The sequence below is a fragment of the Streptomyces sp. NPDC006872 genome (assembly GCF_040635845.1).
In the GTDB taxonomy this organism is placed as follows: domain Bacteria; phylum Actinomycetota; class Actinomycetes; order Streptomycetales; family Streptomycetaceae; genus Streptomyces.
In genome coordinates this window covers 22302-44627 of the sequence record NZ_JBEYIL010000032.1, presented here as the reverse complement: position 1 = coordinate 44627, position 22326 = coordinate 22302, and the positions used below count along the sequence as shown (strand labels likewise).

At 69.4% G+C, this 22326-nt stretch carries 18 protein-coding genes and 4 pseudogenes; 9 read left to right on the top strand and 13 right to left on the bottom strand.

The window, feature by feature from the left end; genetic code table 11:
* Positions 1–146 precede the first annotated feature (146 nt).
* Positions 147–389: pseudogene (locus ABZ725_RS49660) on the bottom strand (transposase); the annotation flags it as partial.
* Between the two features lie 448 nt (positions 390–837).
* On the opposite strand from ABZ725_RS49660, the gene ABZ725_RS49655 reads away from it, so the two are divergent.
* Positions 838–3135 carry a SpoIIE family protein phosphatase gene (locus ABZ725_RS49655; protein WP_358808976.1) on the top strand — a complete coding sequence of 766 codons (2298 nt, stop codon included), beginning with the start codon at positions 838–840 and terminating at the stop codon, positions 3133–3135.
* Positions 3136–3211: 76 nt separating this feature from the next.
* Here the strand turns inward: ABZ725_RS49655 and ABZ725_RS49650 are convergent.
* Positions 3212–3295: pseudogene (locus tag ABZ725_RS49650) on the bottom strand (twin-arginine translocation signal domain-containing protein); the annotation flags it as partial.
* A gap of 52 nt (positions 3296–3347) precedes the next feature.
* Positions 3348–3806, bottom strand: coding sequence for a hypothetical protein (locus ABZ725_RS49645; protein WP_358808975.1), 459 nt, complete (start codon positions 3804–3806; stop codon positions 3348–3350).
* Between the two features lie 145 nt (positions 3807–3951).
* On the opposite strand from ABZ725_RS49645, the gene ABZ725_RS49640 reads away from it, so the two are divergent.
* Positions 3952–4908, top strand: coding sequence for a helix-turn-helix domain-containing protein (locus ABZ725_RS49640; RefSeq protein ID WP_358808974.1), 957 nt, complete (start codon positions 3952–3954; stop codon positions 4906–4908).
* 297 nt (positions 4909–5205) lie between these two features.
* On the opposite strand, the gene ABZ725_RS49635 is transcribed toward ABZ725_RS49640, so the two are convergent.
* On the bottom strand, positions 5206–5808 hold the full coding sequence (locus ABZ725_RS49635; protein WP_358808973.1) for a TetR/AcrR family transcriptional regulator: 603 nt from the start codon (positions 5806–5808) through the stop codon (positions 5206–5208).
* A 112-nt stretch (positions 5809–5920) separates the two neighbouring features.
* On the opposite strand from ABZ725_RS49635, the gene ABZ725_RS49630 reads away from it, so the two are divergent.
* Complete coding sequence (locus tag ABZ725_RS49630; protein ID WP_358808972.1) at positions 5921–6871, top strand: beta-ketoacyl-ACP synthase III; 951 nt, start codon at positions 5921–5923, stop codon at positions 6869–6871.
* A gap of 594 nt (positions 6872–7465) precedes the next feature.
* On the opposite strand, the gene ABZ725_RS49625 is transcribed toward ABZ725_RS49630, so the two are convergent.
* The 3 genes and pseudogenes from ABZ725_RS49625 to ABZ725_RS49615 all read right to left on the bottom strand — a co-directional run bounded on the left by ABZ725_RS49625 (position 7466) and on the right by ABZ725_RS49615 (position 9307).
* Entirely contained in the window at positions 7466–7933 is a 468-nt protein-coding gene (locus ABZ725_RS49625) for a transposase (protein WP_358808996.1), read from the bottom strand.
* Positions 7907–8056, bottom strand: a pseudogene (locus ABZ725_RS49620) (transposase family protein); the annotation flags it as partial. The pseudogene ABZ725_RS49620 and the gene ABZ725_RS49625, both read right to left, overlap by 27 nt.
* 660 nt (positions 8057–8716) lie before the next feature.
* A complete protein-coding gene (locus ABZ725_RS49615) occupies positions 8717–9307 on the bottom strand; it encodes a flavodoxin family protein (RefSeq protein ID WP_358808971.1) in 591 nt (196 codons plus the stop codon).
* A 181-nt stretch (positions 9308–9488) separates the two neighbouring features.
* Here ABZ725_RS49615 and ABZ725_RS49610 point away from each other — a divergent pair, with 181 nt between their 5' ends.
* The 6 genes from ABZ725_RS49610 (at position 9489) to ABZ725_RS49585 (ending at position 14790) form a co-directional block, all read left to right on the top strand.
* Complete coding sequence (locus tag ABZ725_RS49610; RefSeq protein ID WP_358808970.1) at positions 9489–10442, top strand: AraC family transcriptional regulator; 954 nt, start codon at positions 9489–9491, stop codon at positions 10440–10442.
* Between the two features lie 204 nt (positions 10443–10646).
* Positions 10647–10793, top strand: coding sequence for a hypothetical protein (locus ABZ725_RS49605; RefSeq protein ID WP_358808969.1), 147 nt, complete (start codon positions 10647–10649; stop codon positions 10791–10793).
* A gap of 52 nt (positions 10794–10845) precedes the next feature.
* Entirely contained in the window at positions 10846–11802 is a 957-nt protein-coding gene (locus tag ABZ725_RS49600) for a helix-turn-helix domain-containing protein (protein WP_358808968.1), read from the top strand.
* Positions 11803–11868: 66 nt separating this feature from the next.
* Positions 11869–12258, top strand: coding sequence for a GMC oxidoreductase (locus ABZ725_RS49595; RefSeq protein WP_358808967.1), 390 nt, complete (start codon positions 11869–11871; stop codon positions 12256–12258).
* A 26-nt stretch (positions 12259–12284) separates the two neighbouring features.
* The gene (locus ABZ725_RS49590; RefSeq protein ID WP_358808966.1) at positions 12285–13718 is read left to right on the top strand and encodes an aldehyde dehydrogenase family protein; all 1434 of its coding nucleotides are present in this window, start codon (positions 12285–12287) and stop codon (positions 13716–13718) included.
* 676 nt (positions 13719–14394) lie between these two features.
* A complete protein-coding gene (locus ABZ725_RS49585) occupies positions 14395–14790 on the top strand; it encodes a hypothetical protein (protein ID WP_358808965.1) in 396 nt (131 codons plus the stop codon).
* Positions 14791–14872: 82 nt separating this feature from the next.
* On the opposite strand, the gene ABZ725_RS49580 is transcribed toward ABZ725_RS49585, so the two are convergent.
* The 6 genes and pseudogenes from ABZ725_RS49580 to ABZ725_RS49555 form a co-directional block, all read right to left on the bottom strand.
* Complete coding sequence (locus ABZ725_RS49580) at positions 14873–16171, bottom strand: HAMP domain-containing sensor histidine kinase (protein WP_358808964.1); 1299 nt, start codon at positions 16169–16171, stop codon at positions 14873–14875.
* Complete coding sequence (locus ABZ725_RS49575) at positions 16164–16841, bottom strand: response regulator transcription factor (RefSeq protein ID WP_358808963.1); 678 nt, start codon at positions 16839–16841, stop codon at positions 16164–16166. The genes ABZ725_RS49580 and ABZ725_RS49575 overlap by 8 nt, the downstream gene beginning before the upstream one ends.
* Positions 16842–16909: 68 nt before the next feature.
* The gene (locus ABZ725_RS49570; RefSeq protein ID WP_358808962.1) at positions 16910–17704 is read right to left on the bottom strand and encodes an SDR family oxidoreductase; all 795 of its coding nucleotides are present in this window, start codon (positions 17702–17704) and stop codon (positions 16910–16912) included.
* Positions 17701–18105, bottom strand: coding sequence for a heme-binding protein (locus tag ABZ725_RS49565; RefSeq protein WP_358808961.1), 405 nt, complete (start codon positions 18103–18105; stop codon positions 17701–17703). Before ABZ725_RS49565 ends, ABZ725_RS49570 begins: the two co-directional genes overlap by 4 nt.
* 280 nt (positions 18106–18385) lie before the next feature.
* A pseudogene (locus tag ABZ725_RS49560) lies at positions 18386–19424 on the bottom strand (GNAT family N-acetyltransferase); the annotation flags it as partial.
* A gap of 88 nt (positions 19425–19512) precedes the next feature.
* Positions 19513–22284, bottom strand: coding sequence for an AAA family ATPase (locus ABZ725_RS49555; protein WP_358808960.1), 2772 nt, complete (start codon positions 22282–22284; stop codon positions 19513–19515).
* Positions 22285–22326: the final 42 nt, after the last annotated feature.

The window sequence follows — 22326 nt, the reverse complement described above, 5'->3', positions numbered from 1 at the left end:
CCCCGAAGGACCGGGCTGCCGGTTCCGCAGAGAAGAGCAACATGGCCCCGGCGGCAACGCCGCGGGACGACACGTCCCGCGGCACGCTTCGGGTTCCGGCGCGAGGTCGTCCGCCGGAGCTCCGTGCCCCGGCGACCCGGCGGGCGGAGGGTTTGGGTGTGGATCTTTCCGCGGGCCCGGCATCGGTCATAGCAGGAGCGGGAGGCCGGAATCGCGCAGGGCGGCGGCCGCGGACAGGAACATCGCGCGCTTGAGCTGCCGGTTGCCGCCTCTGGAGCCGTATTCGCCGTGGACCGAGGTCCGGACGGCTGCGCCGCCGGGGCGAAGCTGGCGTAGGAGGCGAGGTGGGCGGTGGTGGGAAAGCCGGTGCCGTCGCCGACGGTGATCAGCTCCTTCGGCAGCGGAAGGGACAAGCGGTGCCGAATTCATTGCGGCCCCGGTCCCACCGGGATCGAGTACGAGGCAGCTCTTGCTCCCTGAATCGGAGGCTCCGGGGCCAGGCCTGCACCATGAGCTTCGCCCGCGCCGCTCATCTGCCTCGTACACCTAAACCGCCCCCTCCGCCCGCAGTCGGGAACAGGCCCACAGCAGTGTGCGGGCCCCCGGCCGGCGCCCGGCCGTCCAAGGTCGATCGGCCGGGCCGCCGACCGAGAGGGGCCCGGCGTCGGCCACAGGTCGCAAGGACGCAGACAGCCCACCTTGCCATCTGGCCGCGAGGGGATCATCGTGGATGAATGTCCTGCACCTGTGCAGGAGGGTCAGGTACACACCATGAACCAATGGGGTCAGCAGACAGGCCGACTCACGCCTCCGCCGGGCGGAAACGCCGGTATCGCCGTGACAGACCATGACGGCAACATCGCCTATTGGAGCAGCGACGCGGAAGCCGTGTTCGGATACACCCCCGCCGAGGCGACCGGGAAGCATGTGACCGCGCTCCTCACCTCCGATGGCACACCACGGCACCGAGACGGCCATCTCCTGAACACGCAGATTCATCTGTCCCCGCTGCTGGACGCCGAGCACAAGGCCGGCCTTTTGTTGACGATCGCGCACAGAACAATGACGGGCACATACGCGGACAGCGCACTCACTGAATGGATGTTCGAGCAGCAGCCTCCCGCCCTCGTGATCTTCGACCTCGAGGCACGAGTGCTACGCATGAACGAGCCGATGCAGCAGATGACCGGGGTAACCGAGCACGAAGCTCACGGCCGACGCCAGACCGAGTTCCTTTTCGGTCCCGCGTTCGAGGAGGCGGAACAGCGACTCCTCAGAGTGGCGGAGACCGGAAGGGCGGAGGCCCTCGAGCAGTTCGTCAAGCTCCCCGGCGCGGCCAAGGCGCACGCTTGGGTGGTCGACATCTTTCCGCTCAAGGATTCGGCAGGCCAAGTGCGCGCCGTGGGCTTCGCGGTGTCCGACTTCTCCCAACAGTACGGCTCCCGGGAGCGACTCGCTCTTCTGAGCGAGGCCAGGACCCATATCGGAAGCAGCCTGGACATCGTGCGAACCGCCCAGGAGATCACCGAGGTCGCTGTCCCCCGTTTCGCCGACTTCGTCAGCGTCGACATTCTGCATCCGGTGTACGGAGGCGAGCTGCCGTCGCCGTCCCTTCACGATCCCCACGCGCTGCGCCGGACAGCGCAGCGATCGGCGTTCGAGTATCCGCTGTTCGCTGGTCTGCCCAATCCCGGAGAGTCACACACTCCTCCGCAGTCGTCACCGGTCGCCCGGTGTCTGGCCGACGATAGGGTTGTCATGTACAACCCTGAAGCTCCTGAGGTCGTCCATTGGCTGGCCGAGGACCCCGCCCACGCTGCGCTCGCCGACGCATTTGGGACACCCTCGGTGATCGCCGTGCCCATCCGCGCCCCGGGCGGCATCCTCGGCGCAGCCCTATTTGTCCGGACAGCGTCTCGCGAGCCTTTCAACCGCGATGATCTGACCGTCACTGAGGACCTGGTCACGCGGGCCGCGCTCTGCTTGGACAACGCCCGGCGATTCACGCGCGAGCGCGGCATCTCGCTGGCACTGCAGCGAAGTCTGATGCCGCAGGGACCGACCGTGCATCCGGCCATCGAGACCGCTGTCCGCTACGTGCCGGCCAGTGACGGGACGGAAGCGGGCGGAGACTGGTTCGATGTGATCCCACTGCCCGAGGCGCGGGTCGGCCTTGTCATCGGTGACGTCGTCGGCCATGGGATCAACGCCGCGGCGACCATGGGCCGGCTCCGCACCGCGGTGCGTACCCTCGCCGACATCGACCTGCCCCCCGACGAACTCCTCACCCACCTCGACGACATAGTGACCCACGACGAGCGCGACCGGAACGGAGAAGCGGACGCCACCTGTGAGATCCCTGGTGACATCGGCGCCACCTGTGTGTACGCCGTCTACGACCCAGTCTCGGGCGCCTGCTCTCTGGCCCGGGCCGGTCACCCAGCCCCTGTGCTGGTCCATCCGGATGGCAGCAGCAGCGTCATCGACCTTCCCCCCGGCCCGCCGCTGGGCCTGGGAAGTCTGCCTTTCGAGGCGACCGAGCTCACCTTGCCCGAAGGCAGTCTTCTCGCCCTCTTCACCGACGGGCTCCTCGACACTCGCGGCAGCGACGTCGAGCAGGCCGTCTCTGACCTGCGCCGTGCTCTCACCCAGCCTGCTTTGTCCCTCGACGCACTGGCTGACAGCGTTCTGAATACCGCCCCGGGACCGCACGCCGACGATATTGCCCTCGTCCTCGCCCGCACCAGAGTCTTCGACCAGAACCAGGTGGTCTCCTGGGACCTCGACAGCGATCCCGCCGTCGTTCCCGAGACGCGCAAGCGGGCCCGCGAACGCCTCGCCGACTGGGGTTTGGAGGAGGAGGTCTTCGTGACAGAACTCGTCGTCAGTGAGCTGATCACCAACGCCATCCGATACGGCCAACCCCCCATAAAGCTGCGGCTGATCCGCGATCGAAGCCTCATCTGCGAAGTCTCCGACGGAAGCGCCACCAGCCCTCACCTTCGCCGCGCCCGCGTCTTCGACGAGGGCGGCCGCGGCCTGCTCCTCGTCGCTCAGCTGACCGAGCGCTGGGGCACCCGCTACACCTCCACCGGCAAGACCATCTGGGCCGAGCAACTCCTCTCCACCCGATGAGCCGTGGAGCGCCGCTATGGCTCGTTCTCTGCGCGTGGTGGTCGGCGGTCAGCAGGCCAGGATGGGCGAAGGCACCGCCGGCGGTCCCGGCGGCGGTCCCCACCGCCACTCCCGAGGCCTTCAGCATGTTTCGGCGGCTGATCTGTCGAGTCGTGTGCATGACCCGGAGACGACCCGGCACGCCCCGCGACAACAGAAACCCGCGAAGGCGCTCAGGCGCCGGTCGTCGACCCCGGCCGCACGATCATCAGAACCGTCACGGCGGCCCACAGCAGATTGAACACCCCGGTGAACATGCCCAGTTGGACGGTGGCCTGCCGGGTGGCACCACCCGTGCCACCCTCCACCAGCGCACTCTGCCGAGGCAGCACCAGCGCGACGAGCACGAGGGCCGCGAGCGCGGTGAGTGCGATCGACGTGTTCAGCCAGGCACTGCCGAGCATGCGCATGTTGCTGGCCGTGGCGAACCCAGAAGCGAGGACGACGACGCCCACGACGGCGTACACCTTGCAGATCCGGTGCAGCAGCTGAAGGGTCCCGGCGGCCCGGACGTCGTCCGGCGCCTCGATGACGCGGCGGGCGGCGGGCGGGAACATGCTGGTCGCGACGCAAACGGGACCGATGGCGACGATCACAGCCAGGACATGGACGGAGAGGAGGAACTTGGTCACGGCCTCGACCGTAGGCGGCCGGAGGATCTTGCAGAAGCGGCATTACTGCCACCATTCAACGGAATCTCGTCAGACTTATCTGCACAGATGCCAGAAAATCGCCACCATAATTTGCGATAACCCGTCGACCAGTTACGTTCCTGCCATGCACACCGTCGCCGTACTCGTCCTGGACCAGGTCATCCCGTCCGACTTCACCGTGCCGATCGACACCTTCGGCCGGGCCCGGCTGCCCAACGGCCGGGCCGCCTACCGGGTACGGGTGTGCGGGCCGGCGGACGAGGTGGCCGCGGCGGGCGGCGCGTTCACGATCAAGGCGCCGTACAGGCTGGACGCGCTGGCCGACGCGGACACGATCATCGTGCCGGGCCTCGCGGATCCCACCCTCGCCCTGCCGACCGAGGTCGCCGACGCCCTGCGCACGGCGGCCGCGAACGGCACGCGGATCGCGTCGGTCTGCGTCGGGGCGTTCGTCCTCGCGGCCACCGGCCTCCTCGACGGCCTGCGCGCGACCACGCACTGGGCCGCTGCCGACACCCTGGCCGAGCTGCACCCGGGGATCGAGGTGGACCCGAACGTCCTGTACGTCGACAACGGCCAGTTCCTGACCTCGGCGGGCGCGGCCGCGGCCATGGACATGTGCCTGCACATGATCCGCAAGGACTACGGATCGGCGGTCGCCGCGCACGCGGCGCGGATGGCGGTCATGCCGCTGGAACGTGAGGGCGGCCAGGCCCAGTTCATCGCCCACGACCAGCCGCCGGCCCCCGCCGGCGCCGCCCTGGAGCCTCTCCTGGCCTGGCTGGAGGACAACTGCGACCGAGACCTGACCCTGGACGAGGTCGCGGCGCAGGCCGGCATGAGCACCCGTACCCTGAACCGGCGCTTCCGCGACCAGACCGGCACGACCCCGCTGCAGTGGCTGCACCGGGCCCGGGTGCGCCGGGCCCAGCACCTCTTGGAGACCACCGGCCACCCCGTCGAGCGCATCGCCGCCCAGGCCGGCTTCGGCTCGCCGACGGCGTTCCGGGAGCGGTTCCGCAGGGTCGTCGGGACGAGCCCGCAGGCGTACCGGCGGGCATTCCGCAGTTCAGTCGGTTAGGGGGTGTCTTCCGGCTTGGCTGCATGGTCAGTAGTCGACGTCCAGGTAGTCGATGCCGGTGAGCCCGACCAGCAGGCCGTGTGCGCTGCATCCGCGATCCTTGAAGCAGATCTCCTGGATGCCTTCGGCCACGATGTCCATGAGCTGTTGCTCGGGTAGCCCCAGCGGTGTGTGCGTCGAAGAGGCGCGCGGCACAGGCGGGAGGCAGTCCCCGGGTAATGGGGCGCACCCGTGGATCGCGCCGGTGGCCAAAGACCTTCACGCCCGGCGACTGAGGCGTAGGCACGTGACGTTTCGTCAGTGGGCTTCCAGAAGCCGTTGCACTGCACAGCGGGCGCGTCCAGATGCTTGCTTGTCGCGATGGAGCTGCAGGGAGTAGTTGAGAGCCAGCATGATCCCGACCAGCTCATACACCAGTTGGTCGGGGTCGGTCTCCGGCGGCAGGTCGCCAACGTTGACGGCGCGACGGATGTGGATACTCAGGTTGCGGCGCCAGAGTGAGTCCAGGCCGGCGAGGGCATCGCGCACCGGTCCGCCGCGGCCGTCGAACTCCGCCGCCGCTGCGGTGAAGAAGCAGCCGCCGGGCAGCAGCTGCCGCTCCAGATACGACACCCACGCCTCACACAGCGCACGCAGATGCGCCAGTCCCGGCAGCACGCCCCGGGCTCGCTGCGGCACCTCGCGGGCGAACATCTCCGCCGCGGCGTCGACGACGGCGAGTTGCAGGCTCTCCTTCGTGCCGAAGTGGCCCAGCACACCGGCTTTGCTCATCCCCAGCCCGGTTGCCAGTCGGCCGATGGTCAGCCCCTCCAGGCCGTCCACGGACGCGAGAGTCAGACCACGGTCGACGATGCGCTGGCGGGTGCGGCCGGCCTCAAGGACGGAATTGCGAGGACTCATGACATGGCATGGTAGCCGCCCACCACCTCTTTAGCTTCCGACCGATCGGTTGCTATATTCCGGCAGGACACCCCGTCCGTCCCACCGCGCAGCCCGACCGAGGGAGATCGTCATGCCCGGAACCCGTATCGCCGCCCTTGGGCACTATCAGCCGTCCCGTGTGCTGACCAATGGGGATCTGGAGCAGCTCGTGGAGACCAGCGACGCCTGGATCCGCCAGCGCACCGGGATCGCCACCCGCAGGATCGCGGACGAGGACGAGTCCGTCACCGACATGGCCGCAGCCGCCGCGGCGAAGGCCCTGGTCACATCCGGCCTCGCACCAGCGGAGATCGGCCTGGTCACCGTCGCGACCTGCACCGCCATCGACCGCTGCCCCTCCATCGCCGCCCAGGTCGCCGCTCGCCTGGGAATCCCGGCCGCAGTCTGCTTCGATCTGAACAATGGCTGCGCCGGCTTTACCACCGCCCTGGCCTGCGCGGATCACTCACTCAAGGCGGGAGCGGCCCGACACGCGCTCGTCATCGGCGCCGAGAAGATGTCCGACGTCACCGACTGGAGTGACCGCAGCACCTGCATCCTCCTCGGCGACGGCGCAGGCGCCGCCCTGATCAGTGCGACGGAGACGGACCATGAGGGCATAGGCCCCGTCGTCTGGGGCTCCGACCCGACCCGCGGGGACGCGGTGCGACTGCAGCACGCCTGGCAGCCGAAGTTCGCGCAGGAGGGCCAGACGGTCTTCCGCTGGGCCACCACCGAGCTGCCTGCCATCGCCGAGAGCGCCTGCCACCGGGCCGGCATCGCCACCACCGACCTCGCCGCAGTAGTCACCCACCAGGCCAATCTGCGGATCATCGAGGCACTGACCCGACGCCTCGACCTGAGGGATGACGTCGTCATTGCCCGGGACGTCGTCGACTCCGGCAACACATCCGCCGCCTCCGTCCCGATCGCGCTGTCCAAGCTCGTCGAACGCGGTGAAGCACCCTCCGGCGCCCCGATGCTGCTTCTCGCCTTCGGCGGCGGCCTCTCCTGGGCCGGCCAGGTCGTCACCTGCCCTTGAAAGGCCGGCCGATGCTCTGCTCCCCCGCCCGAGTCGTACTCGCCCCGCCACTGCGACCGATCCACCGGCCCGCCATCCGCGGCCTCGACGATGTCCCACTGCGCGGCCCGTTCATCCTCGCCGGCAATCACCTGTCGTTCATCGACAGCATCGTCATCGCGCTCTTGACCCCGCGCCCGGTCCCTTCCTCGCCACGTGCGGGTGTGGAGACCGAACTCGAGGCTGCCGCAGGCGCAAGCACCTGCGGTAGCCACGGCATACGGCTGTCCTGACCACTACAGCAGATCCGATCCCCACCAGCGTCACGGAGAACCCATTCCAAACGGAGAGCCGTTCTCCTGGTCGCCGATGTCGGCCACGCTCGTCCACGGGGAGAAGGCTGTGGGTTCGCGCCAGTTCCGGGCAGCGGTCGAGCAGTCGCCTGGGGGCCTCGGTGGTGTGCAGGTCGCGTCGAGATGGTGCGGTGATGATCCAGCGGGTGACCTGGCGGTGCGATGGCCATCCTGACTCGTCGGCAGTGGCCGCCGTAGCCCTTGGCGGCGATCTCCCGGTGCAGCACCGTCGCGGTGTGCTCGCCATCCCACCAGCGCTGCCTCAGGTAGTCCAGGTATGGATCGAGGCTCGTCGGCCAGCGAGACCGGGTGCGGCGTACGACTCCTGCCAGGTGGCTGCCCGGGCGTATTTGCTCACGGTGCGACGGTTCAGACCCAATTCGCGGGCTGCCGAGTTCAGCGAGCGGCCAGTGTCGGTCACCGCGCGCATCACCTCGAACAGCCGCTTCGCGTGTCGGCGGGCGGGAGTATCGGCCTCGTCGGACAGTCCCGCCGGACTCGTCGTCGGCGGCGCCGCTGCGGGCTCGGGGACCGCAGCGGACAAGCATTCTCGGTGGGCGGCGGCAACATCGCCGACACTCTTTGACAGCCCCTGCCACAGATGAAAGCGGTCGATGACCTGTACCGCGTCCGGGGCACCGTCAGCGATGCCCTGGCGGTAGACCAGCGAGCCGTCCCGGCAGACAACCTCAACATCGGGGGTGAACCGCCGCACCGACAGCCCGATCACCACCGGGCGGCCGCCCACGGCGACATCGGCCAGCGTGCGGCAATAGCGGCTGTGCACCCGCGCAGAGCCGCGACCGCAGTCCGGACACGCCACCCGCACCGCATCCAGGTGCGGAGACACGATCCGTGCGAGGTCATCACACTCGCCGACAGTGCCGCCAGCCGTGACGGAGCGTCACCGGCACACGGTGGCACATCCCCGCTTCACGGAAATCTTGCCAGGGCCACTCACACGAGTACGGACACAGGTCGTCACACGTAGTCGGCGTCGGCGAAGACGCCCACCGAACGGACGTGGGCGAGGTTCCCTTCGGCGACGACGTCCAGTACGGCAGAGTACTTGAGGGACTGGCTGGCTTTCGTCAACTCCCCAGTGCGGCTGCCAGTCCGCTGATGCCGTCGGCGAAGCGGGGGTTGTGTTGGATGCAGGACTCGCCCGCCAGGGTAGTGGTCCAGGTCGGAGAAGTCGTTGTCGACCAGGATCGTGCACACTGTCTCTTCCGCCGCCCTGCCCGTGGCGTCCGTGTCGGCCGCCGTGTCGATAGTTCGCCGGGAACTCGCAGGTCGCGAAACCTCACAGCTGCCAGCGAGTCGACGGCATCACCAGGTCGATCTCGATGCCGCTGGTTGCGTATGCGGCGCGTAGCCCACCACGCACACGAAACTCGACGGGGTCTCCTCCTGTGGAGACCCCGTCGGCTCGCATTGTCGGCAGCCCAGCCAAGGATCTGCCACGTGCCCCGGCGCCGTAGGGGAACCCCTGGCCGGAGTGAAGGGCCCGCGATCAGGCGGCGCGTGCGGTGCGGCCGGCCACCCACGTGGCGGCGGCATCCGCGACACGACGCCCCAGCGCCTCGGCGGTGGCGATGTCGCTGGCCGTCACCCCTTCGACCCCCTGATCCGAGTTGGACTGAGCAGCGGCACCCAGGAAGAAGCCCAGCCTGTTGAGATCGTCCTCGCTCCCCTTTGACGAGTTCCAGCCACCATGCAGACCGAGCGCGACCCAGTGCATACCGTGCTGCGCCGCCAGCGTCGCGAAGTACTGGAGGGTCGACTGCTTGTCGCCCGCCTTGGAACCCGAGTTGGTGAATCCTGCCGCCAGCTTGTCCTTCCAAGCCTGCCCGAACCAACGCTCGGAGCTGGCCTCCGCGAAACCGTGGAAGGCGGTGGCAGCGGTTCCCATATAGGTGGGGGAACCAAAGATGATCGCATCCGAGGCGTCCAGCTGACTCCACTGGGCGTCGGTGATCTCACCGACGGCGATCAGGTTCACGATGGCGCCGGCCTCCTTGGCGCCACGCTGGACAGCCTCGGCGATGACGGCGGTGTGGCCGTAGCCGGAGTGATAGGCGATGGACACGACGGGCGAAATCACAACTACCTCCTACGCTTGAAAATGAAAGCTTCGAGATTCAACCTATTGGCGTCCTCGGAGACGAACGGGGTAGGAGGCGGACTGCTCATGGTAAAAATCCGACACCAGGGATGATGGGTGAGTGACGCTCCTCTTGGTTACGCTGGCATCGGCCAGATTTCTTGCGTGGCGGTGACGACTGGTGACGGTGAGAAAACGACAGAGTAAACCGCGCGAGATCGCGGACATCGGCTTTGCTCCCGCGGTCGGCACACCGGCCGGCGTCGAAATCATGTCCCTGGCGAAACTGAGGGAGCGGGCCGCCGTCCGCATGGGCAGGGCAGGGCTACGGGCACCACAGCGGCCGACGTTCCACCACCTGATCACCCTCACCAGCGGCTCCTTGTGGCACACGGTGGACTTCGCCGGCTACGCCCTCGAGCCGGGCTCCTGGCTGTGGATCCGGCCCGGTCAGGTGCAGCAATGGGGTGATCTCCACGAGGCCGAGGGCACCCTGGTCCTCTTCGAGGGCGACTTCCTGGATCCGGCCACCGTGGCCGCGGCGCGGATGGACGACCCGTACGCCCGCGTGCTCCATGTTCCCGACACCGAGGACCGTCACGCGCTGGAGATGGCCGTGAACCATCTCGCGCTGGAGTTCCAGGCGCTGCGTGGCATCTCCCTGGAATCGCATGTGGTGGTGCTGCGTCACCTGCTGGCGGTCCTCGTGCTGCGCCTTTCGCAGCGCACCGCGCCCGCCGGCAGTCCGGCCCCGGACCCCGGGGAGACATTCCTCCACTTCCGTGACGCGGTCGAACGCGACTTCACCCGCACACGCCGTCTGGAGGACTACGCCCAGGCTCTGGGCTACTCGCCCCGCACCCTCTCCCGGGCCACCCTGGCCGGCGCGGGAGTGGGGGCAAAGGAATTCATCGACCGGCGGGTGATCCTGGAAGCCAAACGCCTTCTGGCGCACGGCGACCAGCCGGCCTCCCGTGTCGCGGCCCAACTGGGCTTCACCAGCGCCACCAACTTCAGCAAGTTCTTCCACCAGCGCACCGACCAGTCTCCCCTTGCCTTCCGCGCGACCGTCCGCGGCCGCTCCTCGAAGGACGGCGGGAGCGAAGCGCCCGACACCAGGCGACCTGGCCGGTGAGGGCCGCTCCCACAAGCGGCGGCTTCCTGCGCAAGGAGCAGCATCACATCGAACGCGGCCCAGGGCGTCACGGCGTCTCCAACGCCTTCTACCTCTACCTCCTTGACCCTGATGGTCACAGGGTGGAGATTTACACTTCAGAGTGCTGCACCGGCGACCCGGACCACGAGACGTACCGCTGGAACGTACACGACGACCGTCGCCATGGCTTCTGAGGCAACGCGGTCATCGGGTCCTGGAGACAACACGGAGGCCACCCCGGTCCTTGACCTCGACGGGCGGCCGCAGCCCGTCTCCGACGCCCTCCTGGACGAGTCGGCCGTCCGGGTCGGCGCGGACGGACTCGGCTGAGTCTCGGCGGGGGTACCGAAGATCGGGGCCCCCTTCCGCACAGGAGAGCACCATGCCCACAGTGACCACGCCGCGGGACGACACGTCCGCCGGACGCTTCGAATTCTGGCGTGAGGTCTCCCGCCGGAGCTTCGTGCCCCTGGAAGCCGTACCAGGTGAGACCTCCGACTTCCACGCGTCCCTGCACACCTCCCACATCGGCGCCGTGCAGGTGTCCGTCGTGACCGCGCAGCCGCACGGTGTCACCCACACCTTGCGGCACATCGCTGCCGACCAGCCCGACTTCGTCAAGGTGAGTCTGCAGTTGTCGGGCCGTTGCCGCCTGAACCAGGGGGACCGCCAGGCGCTGCTGAACCCCGGCGAGCTGGCCGTCTACGACACGCGCCACCCGTACACACTCGACTTCGACCTGCCGTACCGCATGCTCGTGCTGATGTTCTCGCGCGCCCTGCTGCGGCTGACGGAACAGGATCTGACGCGGGTCAACGCAACCACCATCCCATGCCGAGAGGGACTGGGCCCGGTCGTCCAGCCGTTCCTGCGCGGTCTGGCCCGTCAGGTCCAGAAGCTGGATCACGTGGGCGAACACCGCCTCGCGAACAGTACTGTCGATCTCGTGGGTGCCCTGCTCTCACAGCACGGCAGCGCGGCCGCTCACGAAGAGGACGGCGGGCGGGAAGCGCTCAGACAGCGCATCCTCACCTACATGGAACAGCGGCTCGCCGACCCCGAGCTGGGCCCGGACCGGATCGCCGAAGCCCACCACATCTCACGCCGCTACCTCTACAAGCTCCTCGCCGAACAGGGCCACACCGTCTCCGGCTGGATCCGGGAGCGGCGTCTCACACAGTGCCGACGCGACCTCGCCGATCCCGCGCTCGCCCACCTCTCCGTCGGTGCCGTGGGCGGCCGCTGGGGCTTTCCCGACGCGGCGCACTTCAGCCACGTCTACAAGGCGGCGTACGGAATGCCCCCTGGTCAGACCCGTGAGGCAGCTCAGCAGCAGTAGTGCTCCGCCGCGACAGCGACGGGCACTCCGCCGGCATGCCTTTCATACCCGCTTCAACAAGACTCCGTGCACGCCGCCACAATCCAGAGCGTCCGGGTCAAGCGATGCTCGCCGCATGCGAGCCGCACACTCTGTCCACGACCACATCGTGGTGGGCGTCGGTCCGCGTGCTGCGCGGTAACGCGCAGTGTCGTCGACTCCGGCCCAAGCCTTCTGCTGATCGAGACGGGCAGCCGGGACGACAAACCGGCAGCAGCAAGGTCTCAGCAAATCCAGCGCCCTCAACCGCATGATCCATATCCGCGGGCACCGCTGCGACTGTCGGCATTGGGCGTCGCGCGTCTGCGGGTTGTGGACTCTTCCGTCATGCCGACCATCACGTCCGGCAACACCCGTGCATCCGCCGTGGTGATCGGCGAGCGGTGCGCCAACGTCGTCCTGACCGCAAAGAACTGACACCACAGATCCGAGGAGTACGGAAAATGAGCAAAACCCTCTTCATCGGCGGCACTTGGCAGTCGGCGGCGTCCGGCGCCGAGTTCGACACCTTCGACCCGGCGACCGGTGTGGCGCACGCCCGCTGCGCCGATGCCGGGCGACCGGAGGTGGACGAGGCGGTCGCAGCCGCGCGGGCGGCGCTCGACAGCCCCTCTTGGGCGGGTCTCACTCCGCCCGAGCGGGCTGGCATCCTGTGGCGCATCGGCGACCTGATCGACGAGCACGCCGAGGAACTCGCCCAGTTGGAGACCCTCGATCAAGGCCAGCCGATCGGGATCGCGCGGATGGTGAGCGTCGGTCGTACAGCCGATCACTTCCGCTACTACGCGGGCTGGGTCACCAAGCTCTACGGCGAGACCGCTCCCCTGTCGCACCCCAACGTGCTGCAGTACACCAAGCGGGAGCCGGTCGGGGTGTGTGCGCTCATCACCCCGTGGAACTTCCCCATGCTGATCGCGAGCTGGAAGATCGCGCCCGCGCTGGCATGCGGCAACACGGTGATCGTCAAGCCCGCTGAGCAGACGCCCATGACGACCGTCCGGCTCGTCCAACTGTGCCAGGAGGCGGGCATCCCCGATGGTGTGGTGAACCTGCTCACCGGCGGCCCGGAGACCGGTCGCGCACTGGTCGAGCACCCGGGCGTCGACAAGGTCTCCTTCACCGGCTCCACCGAGACCGGCCGCGCGATCGTGCGGGCCTCGGCGGGCAACCTCAAGCGGGTCTCCCTGGAGCTGGGCGGCAAGGCGCCCAGCATCGTGCTGCCCGACGCCGACCTCGACGCGGCCGTCGAGGGCTGTGTGCAGGGCGGGCTGTTCAACAGCGGACAGGTGTGCGCCGCGTACAGCCGCTTCCTCGTCCACCGCTCGCTGGCCGACGAGTTCGCCGAGCGCTGCGCCAAGGCGGTCGGCCAGATGCGCCTCGGTCCGGGCAGCGCCCCCGGCACCGACCTGGGCCCGCTGGTCTCCGCGGACCATCTGGCGCACGTCGACGCACTCGCCCGCAGTGGCGTCGACGAGGGTGCGACCCTGCTCACGGGCGGCTCACGGGCAGACCTGCCGGGCTACTTCTTCCAGCCCACCGTCTTCACCGGCGTCCGGGACGACATGCGCATCGCCCGGGAGGAGATCTTCGGCCCCGTACTCACGATCCTCACGTACGACGACGAGGACGAGGCCATCGCCCGCGCCAACGACACCGAGTACGGCCTCGCAGCCGCCGTCTGGACCCGGGACCTGGCCGCCGCCCACCGCGTCGCCGGCGCCGTCCACGCCGGAACCGTCTTCATCAACATGCCCAACCCCACGGACGCCGCAGCGCCCTGGGGCGGCTTCGGGGCCAGCGGATGGGGCAACGAAATGGGCAGCGGCGCCCTCGGCCTGTACACCGAGGTGAAGAGCGTCTGGACGTCGCTGGCATAGCCGGGCTCGGCCCGCAAGGGGCGGGTGGCGACCAGGGCGGAGTCCATTTCGGGCTCGTTCCTCGGGCGCCGCCGACGACGTCCTGAAGGGGCTTCGCGACGGCACATCCTCTGCCGACCGACGTCGGGTGATCAGCACGGGGTCCCGTCGGGTCGATCTGCCACTCTCCGAGCCGCTGGTCCGGCTGGGAGAGTGGCCGCCTCCGTGCGGTGATGCCGGGTGGCAACTCCATAGGACGACGGACCGGACCACGTCACCGCTTCTCCGTTCCGCGCCGGAACGGCGCTAGGCAAAATTCCCCTCGGCGACGATGCCCAGGACGTCGAGTACCTGAAGGACTGGCCCGGCTTCGCCGACACGCCTGTGCAACCGCCAGTCCGCTGATGCCGTCGGCGAAGCGGGGATCGCGCCGGATGTTCGCCCGCCAGACAGCCCACATCCAGGGCGCCGACCGCACCCTGTTGGGCGTGAACCGGACGACCGCCGCGACCACATCGCACAGGACCGGGAGCCACGCGGTCCCGCCGGCTCGGCCGGCGCTGAAGCGGGTCTTCAGGACGTTCAGCAGTTCCTCAGCCGCCGGGAGCGAGAGTTGCCTCGTACCTGATCCCGGTAGGGCCGGGGCCGGATCGAGACCGGCTCCCCGCGTCCCTCCGCTCACCAAGGAGCTGATCACATGAGCACGCAATGGCACCGCATCTCACGCCGTCGGGGCATGGTCATGGCCGGCGTGGTGGCCGCACTGCTCGCCTCGGGCGGGGTTGCCGCGGCATCGGCGGCGGCCGGCGGCGGCACCTCTGAGCCTGGTGGCAGCACGGTCGCCGAGGTGCCCGGCAACCCGCACCCGAAGCACGTCGAGCCGGGCACCGCCAAGGAGGTGGAGGGCGTCACGATCGGCGAGGGCGGCCAGACCACGGACGAGAAGCCCTCGGTCGAAGAGGTGCCCGGCGCGGAGCCGGACAGCTGGGAGCCCGCCGAGGCCACTCCGGTCGAGGGCGACCCGGTCGTCGTCGGCGACGGAGGCACCACGGTCGACCCCGACACTGTGACCGTTCCGGGCCACAAGCGGTAACCCGGGAACGCAGCCAGGCGCACGGGCGCCGAGTCGTATCAAGGAACGCCCGGCCGGGACTTCCCGGCCGGGCGTTCTCGTGCTACGGCCCGGGCACAGACGGGGCCGGCAAGGGCAGAGCCAGGACCATGCGGGCGCCGGAGCCCTGCGCAGTAGGCGCTTCGGCGGTGAGCATTCCCCGATGGGCGGTGGCGATGTCGCGGGCGATGGCGAGGCCCAGACCGGTGCCGCCGGCGCTGGGGGTGCGCGCGTTGTCCAGTCGGGTGAAGCGGTCGAAGACCCGGTCACGGTCGGCGGCGGGAATGCCTGGACCGTCGTCGGTGACCTCGACCACCAACTCTCGCTCGGTGTGCCGTATTTCGACGGCCACGCCGCTGTGGGCGTGGCGCAGTGCGTTGTCCAGAAGGTTCGTGAGAAGGCGGGCGAGTGCTGTGCGACTGCCCGGGATGGCCGTGTCGGGGGCCGGGTCCGTCAGAAGGGTCACGGGTTGGTGGGGGTAGCGCTCGGCGATCGTGCGTCGTACGAGGTCGGTCACGTACAGAGGTCGCAGCTTCAGGGGCTGGCGCGCGTCCAGGCGGGCGAGGAGCAGCAGGTCGGCGACGATCTCCTCGAGCCGTGTGGTGTCGAGGAGTGCCTCGCCTCCGACGGTGGTCCATTCGGCGCGGTCGGGAACGGCCAGGGCGAGTTCGAGGCGGGCTTTGAGGGTGGTGAGCGGGCCGCGCAGTTCGTGCGAGGCGTCCGAGGTGAAGGTCCGCAAGCGGCCGACGGCACGCTGGAGTTGGTTCAACGTATCGTTCATCGTCTCCGCCAGCAGCGCGACTTCGTCGTGCGAGTCGGGAACCGGCACGCGCTGCTGGAGACTGTGCGCACTGATGGCGGCGAACTCGGCCCGGATGTCCTCGACCGGTCGAAGAGCGCGGCCCATGGCGTACCAGGTCAAACCGGCGACCAGCATGACCAGCAAGGCGGTGCAGGGGACCAGGGCCCAGGTCAGCGTGATGACAGCGGTGTCGGCGGGAGCGACGTTGGGGTAGGCCTGCACCACGGCCGTCCCCGAAGAGGTGTCCACCTCGGCGCTGACGCCCCCGTCCGACGCCTCGGTGGTCGCCGACGTGGCGACGGAGGTCACGACGTCCGGCAGCGCGGCCTGCACTTCGGAAGCCGGCATGCCCGAGGCTAGTTGCCGGGCCGCCTCCTCGACGTGGTCGCGAGCCGCAGCATGGGCGGAGTTGACCAGGTTGGTGTGCACGGCGTAGAGCAGGACCGCCGAGCAGGCGACGAGCGCGAGGCTGGCCACGGCCGCGACGGCGACCGTGGCCCTGCCACGCACCGTCCGCGGCCACAGCCTCAGCCGTCGGCGGCGTCCGCCGCGCTCAGGCACCGTCGGATCGGAGCCGGTAGGCCCCGCCGGGCACGGTTTCGATGCTGGCCCGGTGGAAGGGCCGGTCGATTTTCCGGCGCAGAGCACTGACGTTGACCTCCACGATGTTCGCACCGCCTTCATAGGCGCTGTCCCAGACCTGGTCGAGGATGGCGGTCTTCCCGATGGCGATGTCCGGGGTCGCCGCGAGCAGCGCCAGGACATCGAACTCGCGGGGAGTCAGGGCGATGTCCTGGCCCGCACGGCGGCAGCGCCGGGCACCCGTGTCGATCTCCAGGTCGCCGAAGTGCTGCACGACTTGCCGTTCGGGGCGTGTCCGGCGGATCAGGGCCCGCAGCCGGGCGTTGAGGACGACGAACGAGAACGGCTTGGTCAGATAGTCGTCGGCGCCGGTCTCCAGCCCCTCCGCCTCGTCGTACTCCCCGTCCTTCGCCGTCAGCATCAGGATCGGGGTGTTGTCGCCGACGGAACGCAGATGGGCGCAGACCTTGTAGCCGTTCAGGCCGGGCATCATGACATCGACAATGATCACGTCGTAGTTGTCGGATGTCGCCCTGGCGATTCCGTCCAGGCCGTCAGTCGCCGCATCGACCGCGAAACCCGCCGCCCGCAGCCCTTGGTGGAGCAGGTCCACGAGTCTGACATCGTCGTCCATCACCAGCACGCGCATGGCATCCACCTTGCCTTACGTGCCGCGCCGGGCGCTGAAGAGGATCTTCAGGATGCTCAATCTCGTTGTCAGACCGTCCTGGTCCAGGCGTCGTGCTGCACCTGCTTGATGAGTTCCTCGGTGGAGGGCGGCCAGACGTTCCGGTATTTCCCGGTGTCCGCCCCGATGATCTCGACCATCTTGTCGATCATGTCCTGCGGGTCGTGCTGGCCCTTCATGATCTCCGCGAAGTGTGCCCGGATGTCGGCTTCCTGGTTGAAGTGGAGCGCGTCGTCCTGCCAGTGGTAAGTGGTCTCGCCGATCCGGTCGTTGAACCCTGTGTCGTACGCCCCAGGGTTGATCGTCTGCACGGTGATGCCGGTGGACGCGAGTTCGTCGCGCAGTGCCGCCGCTACGGCTTCCAGCGCGTGCTTGCTCGCGCAGTAGGCGCCGAGGCCGTAGGCGGTCAGCATGCCGCCCATCGAGCTGACGAAGAGGATGCGGCCCGCGGTGTCCTCGTCCACCCACTTGCGGACCACTCGCTGAGTCAGCTCCAGGTTGGCGAAGACGTTCGTCTCGAAGGTGCGCCTGATCAGGTCGACCGGCATCTCGGCCAGGGGGCCGCCCTCGCCGATGCCTGCGTTGCTGACGAAGGTGTCGAAGTCCCAGTCGGCGACCGCGGCCACATCCAGCTCGTCGAGGACGTCGAGCTTGTCGACCGCCATCCGCCCGTCGAGAGCCGAGTCCGCCACCTGCCGGCGCAGATCGGTGACTTGGGGCCAGATCTGGGTGGTCGCGATGACCTGGTGGCCGGCGTGCGCAAGCCCGAAAGCCGTGCCGCGCCCCAGACCGCTGCCAGCACCCGTGATGAGGATCTTCTTCACTGTTCGCTCTTTCCGGCCGCGGCGCGCGCGACCTGTCCGTCCTGCACGGGCATTCCGCCGGAAACGCCGATCGCACCGATCAGGTCACCGCTCTCGCCATGGAGGGCGATGCCGCCCGCGTAGGGGATCAGTCCGCCGTTGGTGTATTCGGTGGCGGGGGCGGGGCCGCCGGGCTTGCAGAATTCCCAGAGGTTTTCGCTGGGGCCGTTGAAGAGGACGGATGTCTTCGCCTTGGCGAGCGCGATCTCGATCGAACCGAGGATCGCCTTGTCCATACGGGCGAATACCAGGAGGTGGCCGCCTCCGTCGACGACGGCGATGTTCATGGGCACGCCGAGGGCGGTCGCCTCCTCCTGCCCCCGTTGCATGATGGCCTGAGCCTCGTCAAGGGTCAGATGCATGGAGTGCTCCTGGGACTGTCGCGGGGAAACGGTGAGGTGGGAGGAATTCCGGCCTGACGGTGAAGCGCGCTTCGGTGCCAGGTGACGGAAAGCTCGGAGAGGTCGATGGAGATGAGGACCGGCTCCGGCAGCACGGCTCGCGGCGAAGGCGAGAGGGAGTGGCCCGGAACCTCGGCCTATCCCCGCTGTCGGCTCTTGATCGAAAGCTAACAGCGGGACGTTCGAGGATGGCATCAGCAACTTGACTGCAGTGGCATGCGCGGTCAGAACCAGTGCGGGAGCGGTCGGTGCGGAACGGGGCGTCGGCGAGGCTGCCGGCGTCCGGGTGGTGGGCCCGGATGTGTCCGGCGCACGAGGGTGCTCGGGGCGGTGCCGCCGAGGCAGACCGAGCCCAGGTCGCGCACGTCCAGGGACAGATCGGGCTCGCGGTCGGTGGGGGCGCAGTCGGCCTTGCTGTCCCGGATGGTCGGCGGGTAGTGGCCGTGCACGCCGAGGAAGGGTTCTCGACGTCGAGGACGAGTTCGCCGTCCGTGAACCAGCTGCGCGCGGTCAGCGCGCGCGGGATGTCACGGAGCCGCACAGAGAGCCAGTCCATGGCACCGCTGACCTCGTCGGCCCGGAAGTCCGCGAGCCGCCAGCGCAGCGGGTGGTGGGGACCTGTTTGAACACGAGGGTGTTGACCAGGTCGTGGCCGAGCGCGAACCGGGCCAGGGCCGTGAAGACGGCGTCGTCACCGGCGATGGTCTCGTCGAACCGACGGGATCCGGGACTCGTCGATCGAGTGGCCGGCGCACCCGTCCGGGACACCGTCGGCGTCCCGGTGGACGGCGAGGTAACGCGGCGCCGACGAGATCGGGGGCTGCCCCGCGCGCAGGGCCCACCAGCGGTGCGGCCGGGACAGCGCGGCGATCTTGGCCGCAGACCTCCTCCAGGATCTCGCCGCACCCAGCACGACGCAGCACCCCGACCAAGCCGGTGACCGGCGCGTCGGCGGTTCCGCGCGCCCGGAACCGGGCGGCTGATGCCGCATCATCGCGCTGGGCGCGCCGCGTCCCGGTGCGAGGGCAGGACTCCGACGGCGGTCACCCCGGAGTCCGGGACGAGGGTCTCGCCGGGCAGGGTGAGCTCGAAGGAGTGCGCGGCGGCGGTGCCGGCGGGCCGCCCGTCCGCCGGCAGGGCGAGCAGCAGCGGTCCGTTGCGAGCGCCGATCACCGCAGCCCGCCGTCCTCGACCGGGGTTTCCGGGAAGTGCCCGAACGCGGCATGGACGGTGTCGACGAAGACGTCGAAATCCTCATCGGTCGTGGGAGGTATCTCGATCGCTGCCGCTGCCTCCTCGGGATACCGGCACCACGGCTGATGGTGCCAGGCCACCATGCAGCGTTGACCCGTGGCCCGGTCAAACGAATCAGCTGCTCCACGGCCCCGGATTACTGTAGCCGCCGTCCGCAGTGTGCCCGTCGATCAGGTCGCGAAGCTGGTGTCGGCCCGCGATGCCGAGTTTGGGGTAGGAGCGGTACAGGTGGGATGCGACGGTGCGAGGCGACAGGAACAGCCGGTCGGCGATTTCGCCGTTAGTCAGTCCACTGCCGGCCAGGACGACGATCTCGCGTTGCTGGGCGGTGAGTTCGTCCAGCGCGCTCACGGCACGCGGGGCTTGGACGTTCACACCGCAAGCGCGCAGTTCCGACTCCGCGCGCCGGGTCCAGGGGCTCGCTCCGAGACGGCAAAAGGTCTCCAGGGCCGCGCCGAGAACGGGTTTGGCGTCGTTGATGCGTCGCTGCCGGCGCAGCCACTCCCCGAAGTCCAGCTGGAGCTGGGCGCGTTCGAAGGGCCAGGCCTCACCGACGGGGTCGGCCAGTGCGGTGGCGAAGTACTTTTCGGCGGTGTCGGAGGCGGCGAGCAGACCTCGCGCGCGGGCGGCGAGCTGATCCAGCCGGGGACCTGGTCGGGGGCTGATCCGGGTCAGGGCGCGTTCCAGCAGTGTCCGTGCTTCCAGGGGGCGTTCGGTACGGGCCGCGGCGGCGGCAAGGTCGGCGATGGCGAGGTAGGAGAAGGTGTGGTGCAGCGCGCTGCCGTCGTCGGAGAAGTGCCGTCGAAGCTGTGCGTAGGCGGCGATGTAATTGCCCCTGGCGAGTTCGGCGAGTCCTGCGGCGTGCCGGATTCTGGCGGCGAAGCCGTTGTACTCGGCGGCGTCCACGGCCGCGTGTACGCGGGTCAGTACCGGCCCTACGTTGTCAAGGTCGCCGCGCATGGCGGCGACGGTGGCAAGGGTGAGGTCGGCGGAACCGGCGACGGTTTCCATCTTGTAGGCGGCGGCGATGTCGTTGGCCTCCCGCGCGGCGGCGAGCGCCTCGTCCCACCGGCCGCTGTCGATGTACGCCCATTCCAGTGCCGAGAGCACCCCGCCACTGGCGCCGCGCATCCCCCAGGCGCGCAGCCCGGTGAGGGATTCACGCATCAGGCCGACCGCGGTTTCGGTCTCGTTGAGGACCCAGGCAGCGGCGCCCACCAGGCCGGGGTCGACGGGGGGTGCGTCGAGCAGCCGCCACAGTTCGACAAGGGCCTCGTCACGGTCGTCGTAGGGGTTCATGCAGGCTTTCATCCAGAGCCGGTACTCCCGCGCGCTCCCCTCGGGCGCGGGGGCGGCTCGGTCCAGGGCGTCGAGTGCGGCGCGCATCCGGGTGACGGTGTCGACGGTACCGGTCTGGTGGGCGATGGTGGCGGCCATGGAGGTGGCGCTCCACGCCACCTCCGGCAGCCGTGTGCCTGCCTCGGCGGCGACGGCGAGGAGGGTTTCTAACGCCTCCGTGTGGCGGTTCGACCACTGCAGCGCCCAGCCGATGCCGAGACGGGCGGCGATGCGCGGGGCCGGTTCGGAGGTCAGGGTGAGTACGTTCTCGGCCAGCGCCAGCACCCAGTCGGCCTGCCCCGCGGACTGGGCGAGTTCGGCTGCGGCGAGCAGCCGCCGGGTCTTGTCGGATTCGTCGGCGCTGAGTTCACCGGCGCGTTCCAGGGCGGCCGCTGCCGCGGCGACGCCACCGCGGCGCTGTGCCTGGGCGGCGCTTGTCTCGAGGAGTACGGCGATCTCCTCATCGGGCCCCAGCGCCGCGGCGGCCAGATGCCAGGCATGGCGGTCGGGCTGGTCGTGCAGGGCGTCCGCGACCTGCCGGTGGGCAGCGGAGCGCTCGGCGAACGGCGCGGCGTGGTACACCGCCGAGCGCGCGAGGGGGTGGGTGAACTGGGGGCCGTGTGCGTCCAGTCGAATCAGGCCGGCCGCTTCCGCCGGGGCCAGCGCGGTGGCCGACAGGCCCGGGACGGCGGTCGCGACGTTCGGGCTGTCGGCCGCGGCGGCGATCAGCAGCGCGGAACGCGCGGCCTGCGGCAGAGCCCTGAACTGGGCGCCCATGACGGTGGTCAGCTGTGTGGTCAGCGGAAGCGGCTCGGCCACCCAGCGGCGGCCCGCGTCGGGATCCTGCGCGATCACCTTGGCCAGTTCGATCAGCGCCAGCGGATTGCCGGCCGCTTGGGCGAGCACCTGTTCGCGGGGGCGCCCGCGCGGCGGCCGTGGCTGGGCGTCCAGCAGCCGGCCGGCGTCGGGCAGGTCCAGCGGGGCCAACTGCAGTTGCGGAAAGCCTCGTTCGAACCCGTCCGGGGGGACCGTCCCGCGTGCGCTGAGCAGCAGAACCAGCCGCTCCGACGCCACACGCCGTGCGGCGAAGGCGAGCGCGTCGAGCGATGCGCGGTCGAGCCACTGAGCGTCGTCCACCCACACCAGCAGCGGCTGCTCGTCCGCCAGTTGAGACAGCTGGGTGAGAACGGCGATCCCGGTCAGCAGGGCGTCCGGCGGTGTCGGGTCCGCGGAGATCCCGAATGCGCCGCGCAGGGCATCGGCCTGGCGGACCGGCATCACGTCCGTGCGGTCCAGCACGGGGCGCAGCAGCTGGTACAGCCCGGCGAACACCAGGCACTGCTCCGACTCACGGCCCGTGGCGGCCAGGACGCGCACCCCTGCCGACCGGGCGTGCGCGGCGGCTCCGGCCATCAGTACGGTCTTGCCCATGCCCGCGTCGCCGAGGAGCAGCAGACGGCGGCCTTCCGGATAGGGCGGGCCAACCAGACCGCGGAGCCGGTCCGTCTCCTCCCGCCGCCCGACCAGATTCGGATTCTCGCCGGTCATCGCGGATACGTCCCTCGCACTCGCCCGAGGATACGCCCATGA

Coding starts and splice junctions, on each gene's coding strand:
- ABZ725_RS49575 (WP_358808963.1), bottom strand. CDS start 16,841: ATGCGCGTGCTGGTGATGGACGACGATGTCAGACTCGTGGACCTGCTC.
- ABZ725_RS49585 (WP_358808965.1), top strand. CDS start 14,395: ATGAGCACGCAATGGCACCGCATCTCACGCCGTCGGGGCATGGTCATG.
- ABZ725_RS49590 (WP_358808966.1), top strand. CDS start 12,285: ATGAGCAAAACCCTCTTCATCGGCGGCACTTGGCAGTCGGCGGCGTCC.
- ABZ725_RS49555 (WP_358808960.1), bottom strand. CDS start 22,284: ATGACCGGCGAGAATCCGAATCTGGTCGGGCGGCGGGAGGAGACGGAC.
- ABZ725_RS49635 (WP_358808973.1), bottom strand. CDS start 5,808: ATGAGTCCTCGCAATTCCGTCCTTGAGGCCGGCCGCACCCGCCAGCGC.
- ABZ725_RS49605 (WP_358808969.1), top strand. CDS start 10,647: ATGGCTTCTGAGGCAACGCGGTCATCGGGTCCTGGAGACAACACGGAG.
- ABZ725_RS49630 (WP_358808972.1), top strand. CDS start 5,921: ATGCCCGGAACCCGTATCGCCGCCCTTGGGCACTATCAGCCGTCCCGT.
- ABZ725_RS49600 (WP_358808968.1), top strand. CDS start 10,846: ATGCCCACAGTGACCACGCCGCGGGACGACACGTCCGCCGGACGCTTC.
- ABZ725_RS49565 (WP_358808961.1), bottom strand. CDS start 18,105: ATGCATCTGACCCTTGACGAGGCTCAGGCCATCATGCAACGGGGGCAG.
- ABZ725_RS49640 (WP_358808974.1), top strand. CDS start 3,952: ATGCACACCGTCGCCGTACTCGTCCTGGACCAGGTCATCCCGTCCGAC.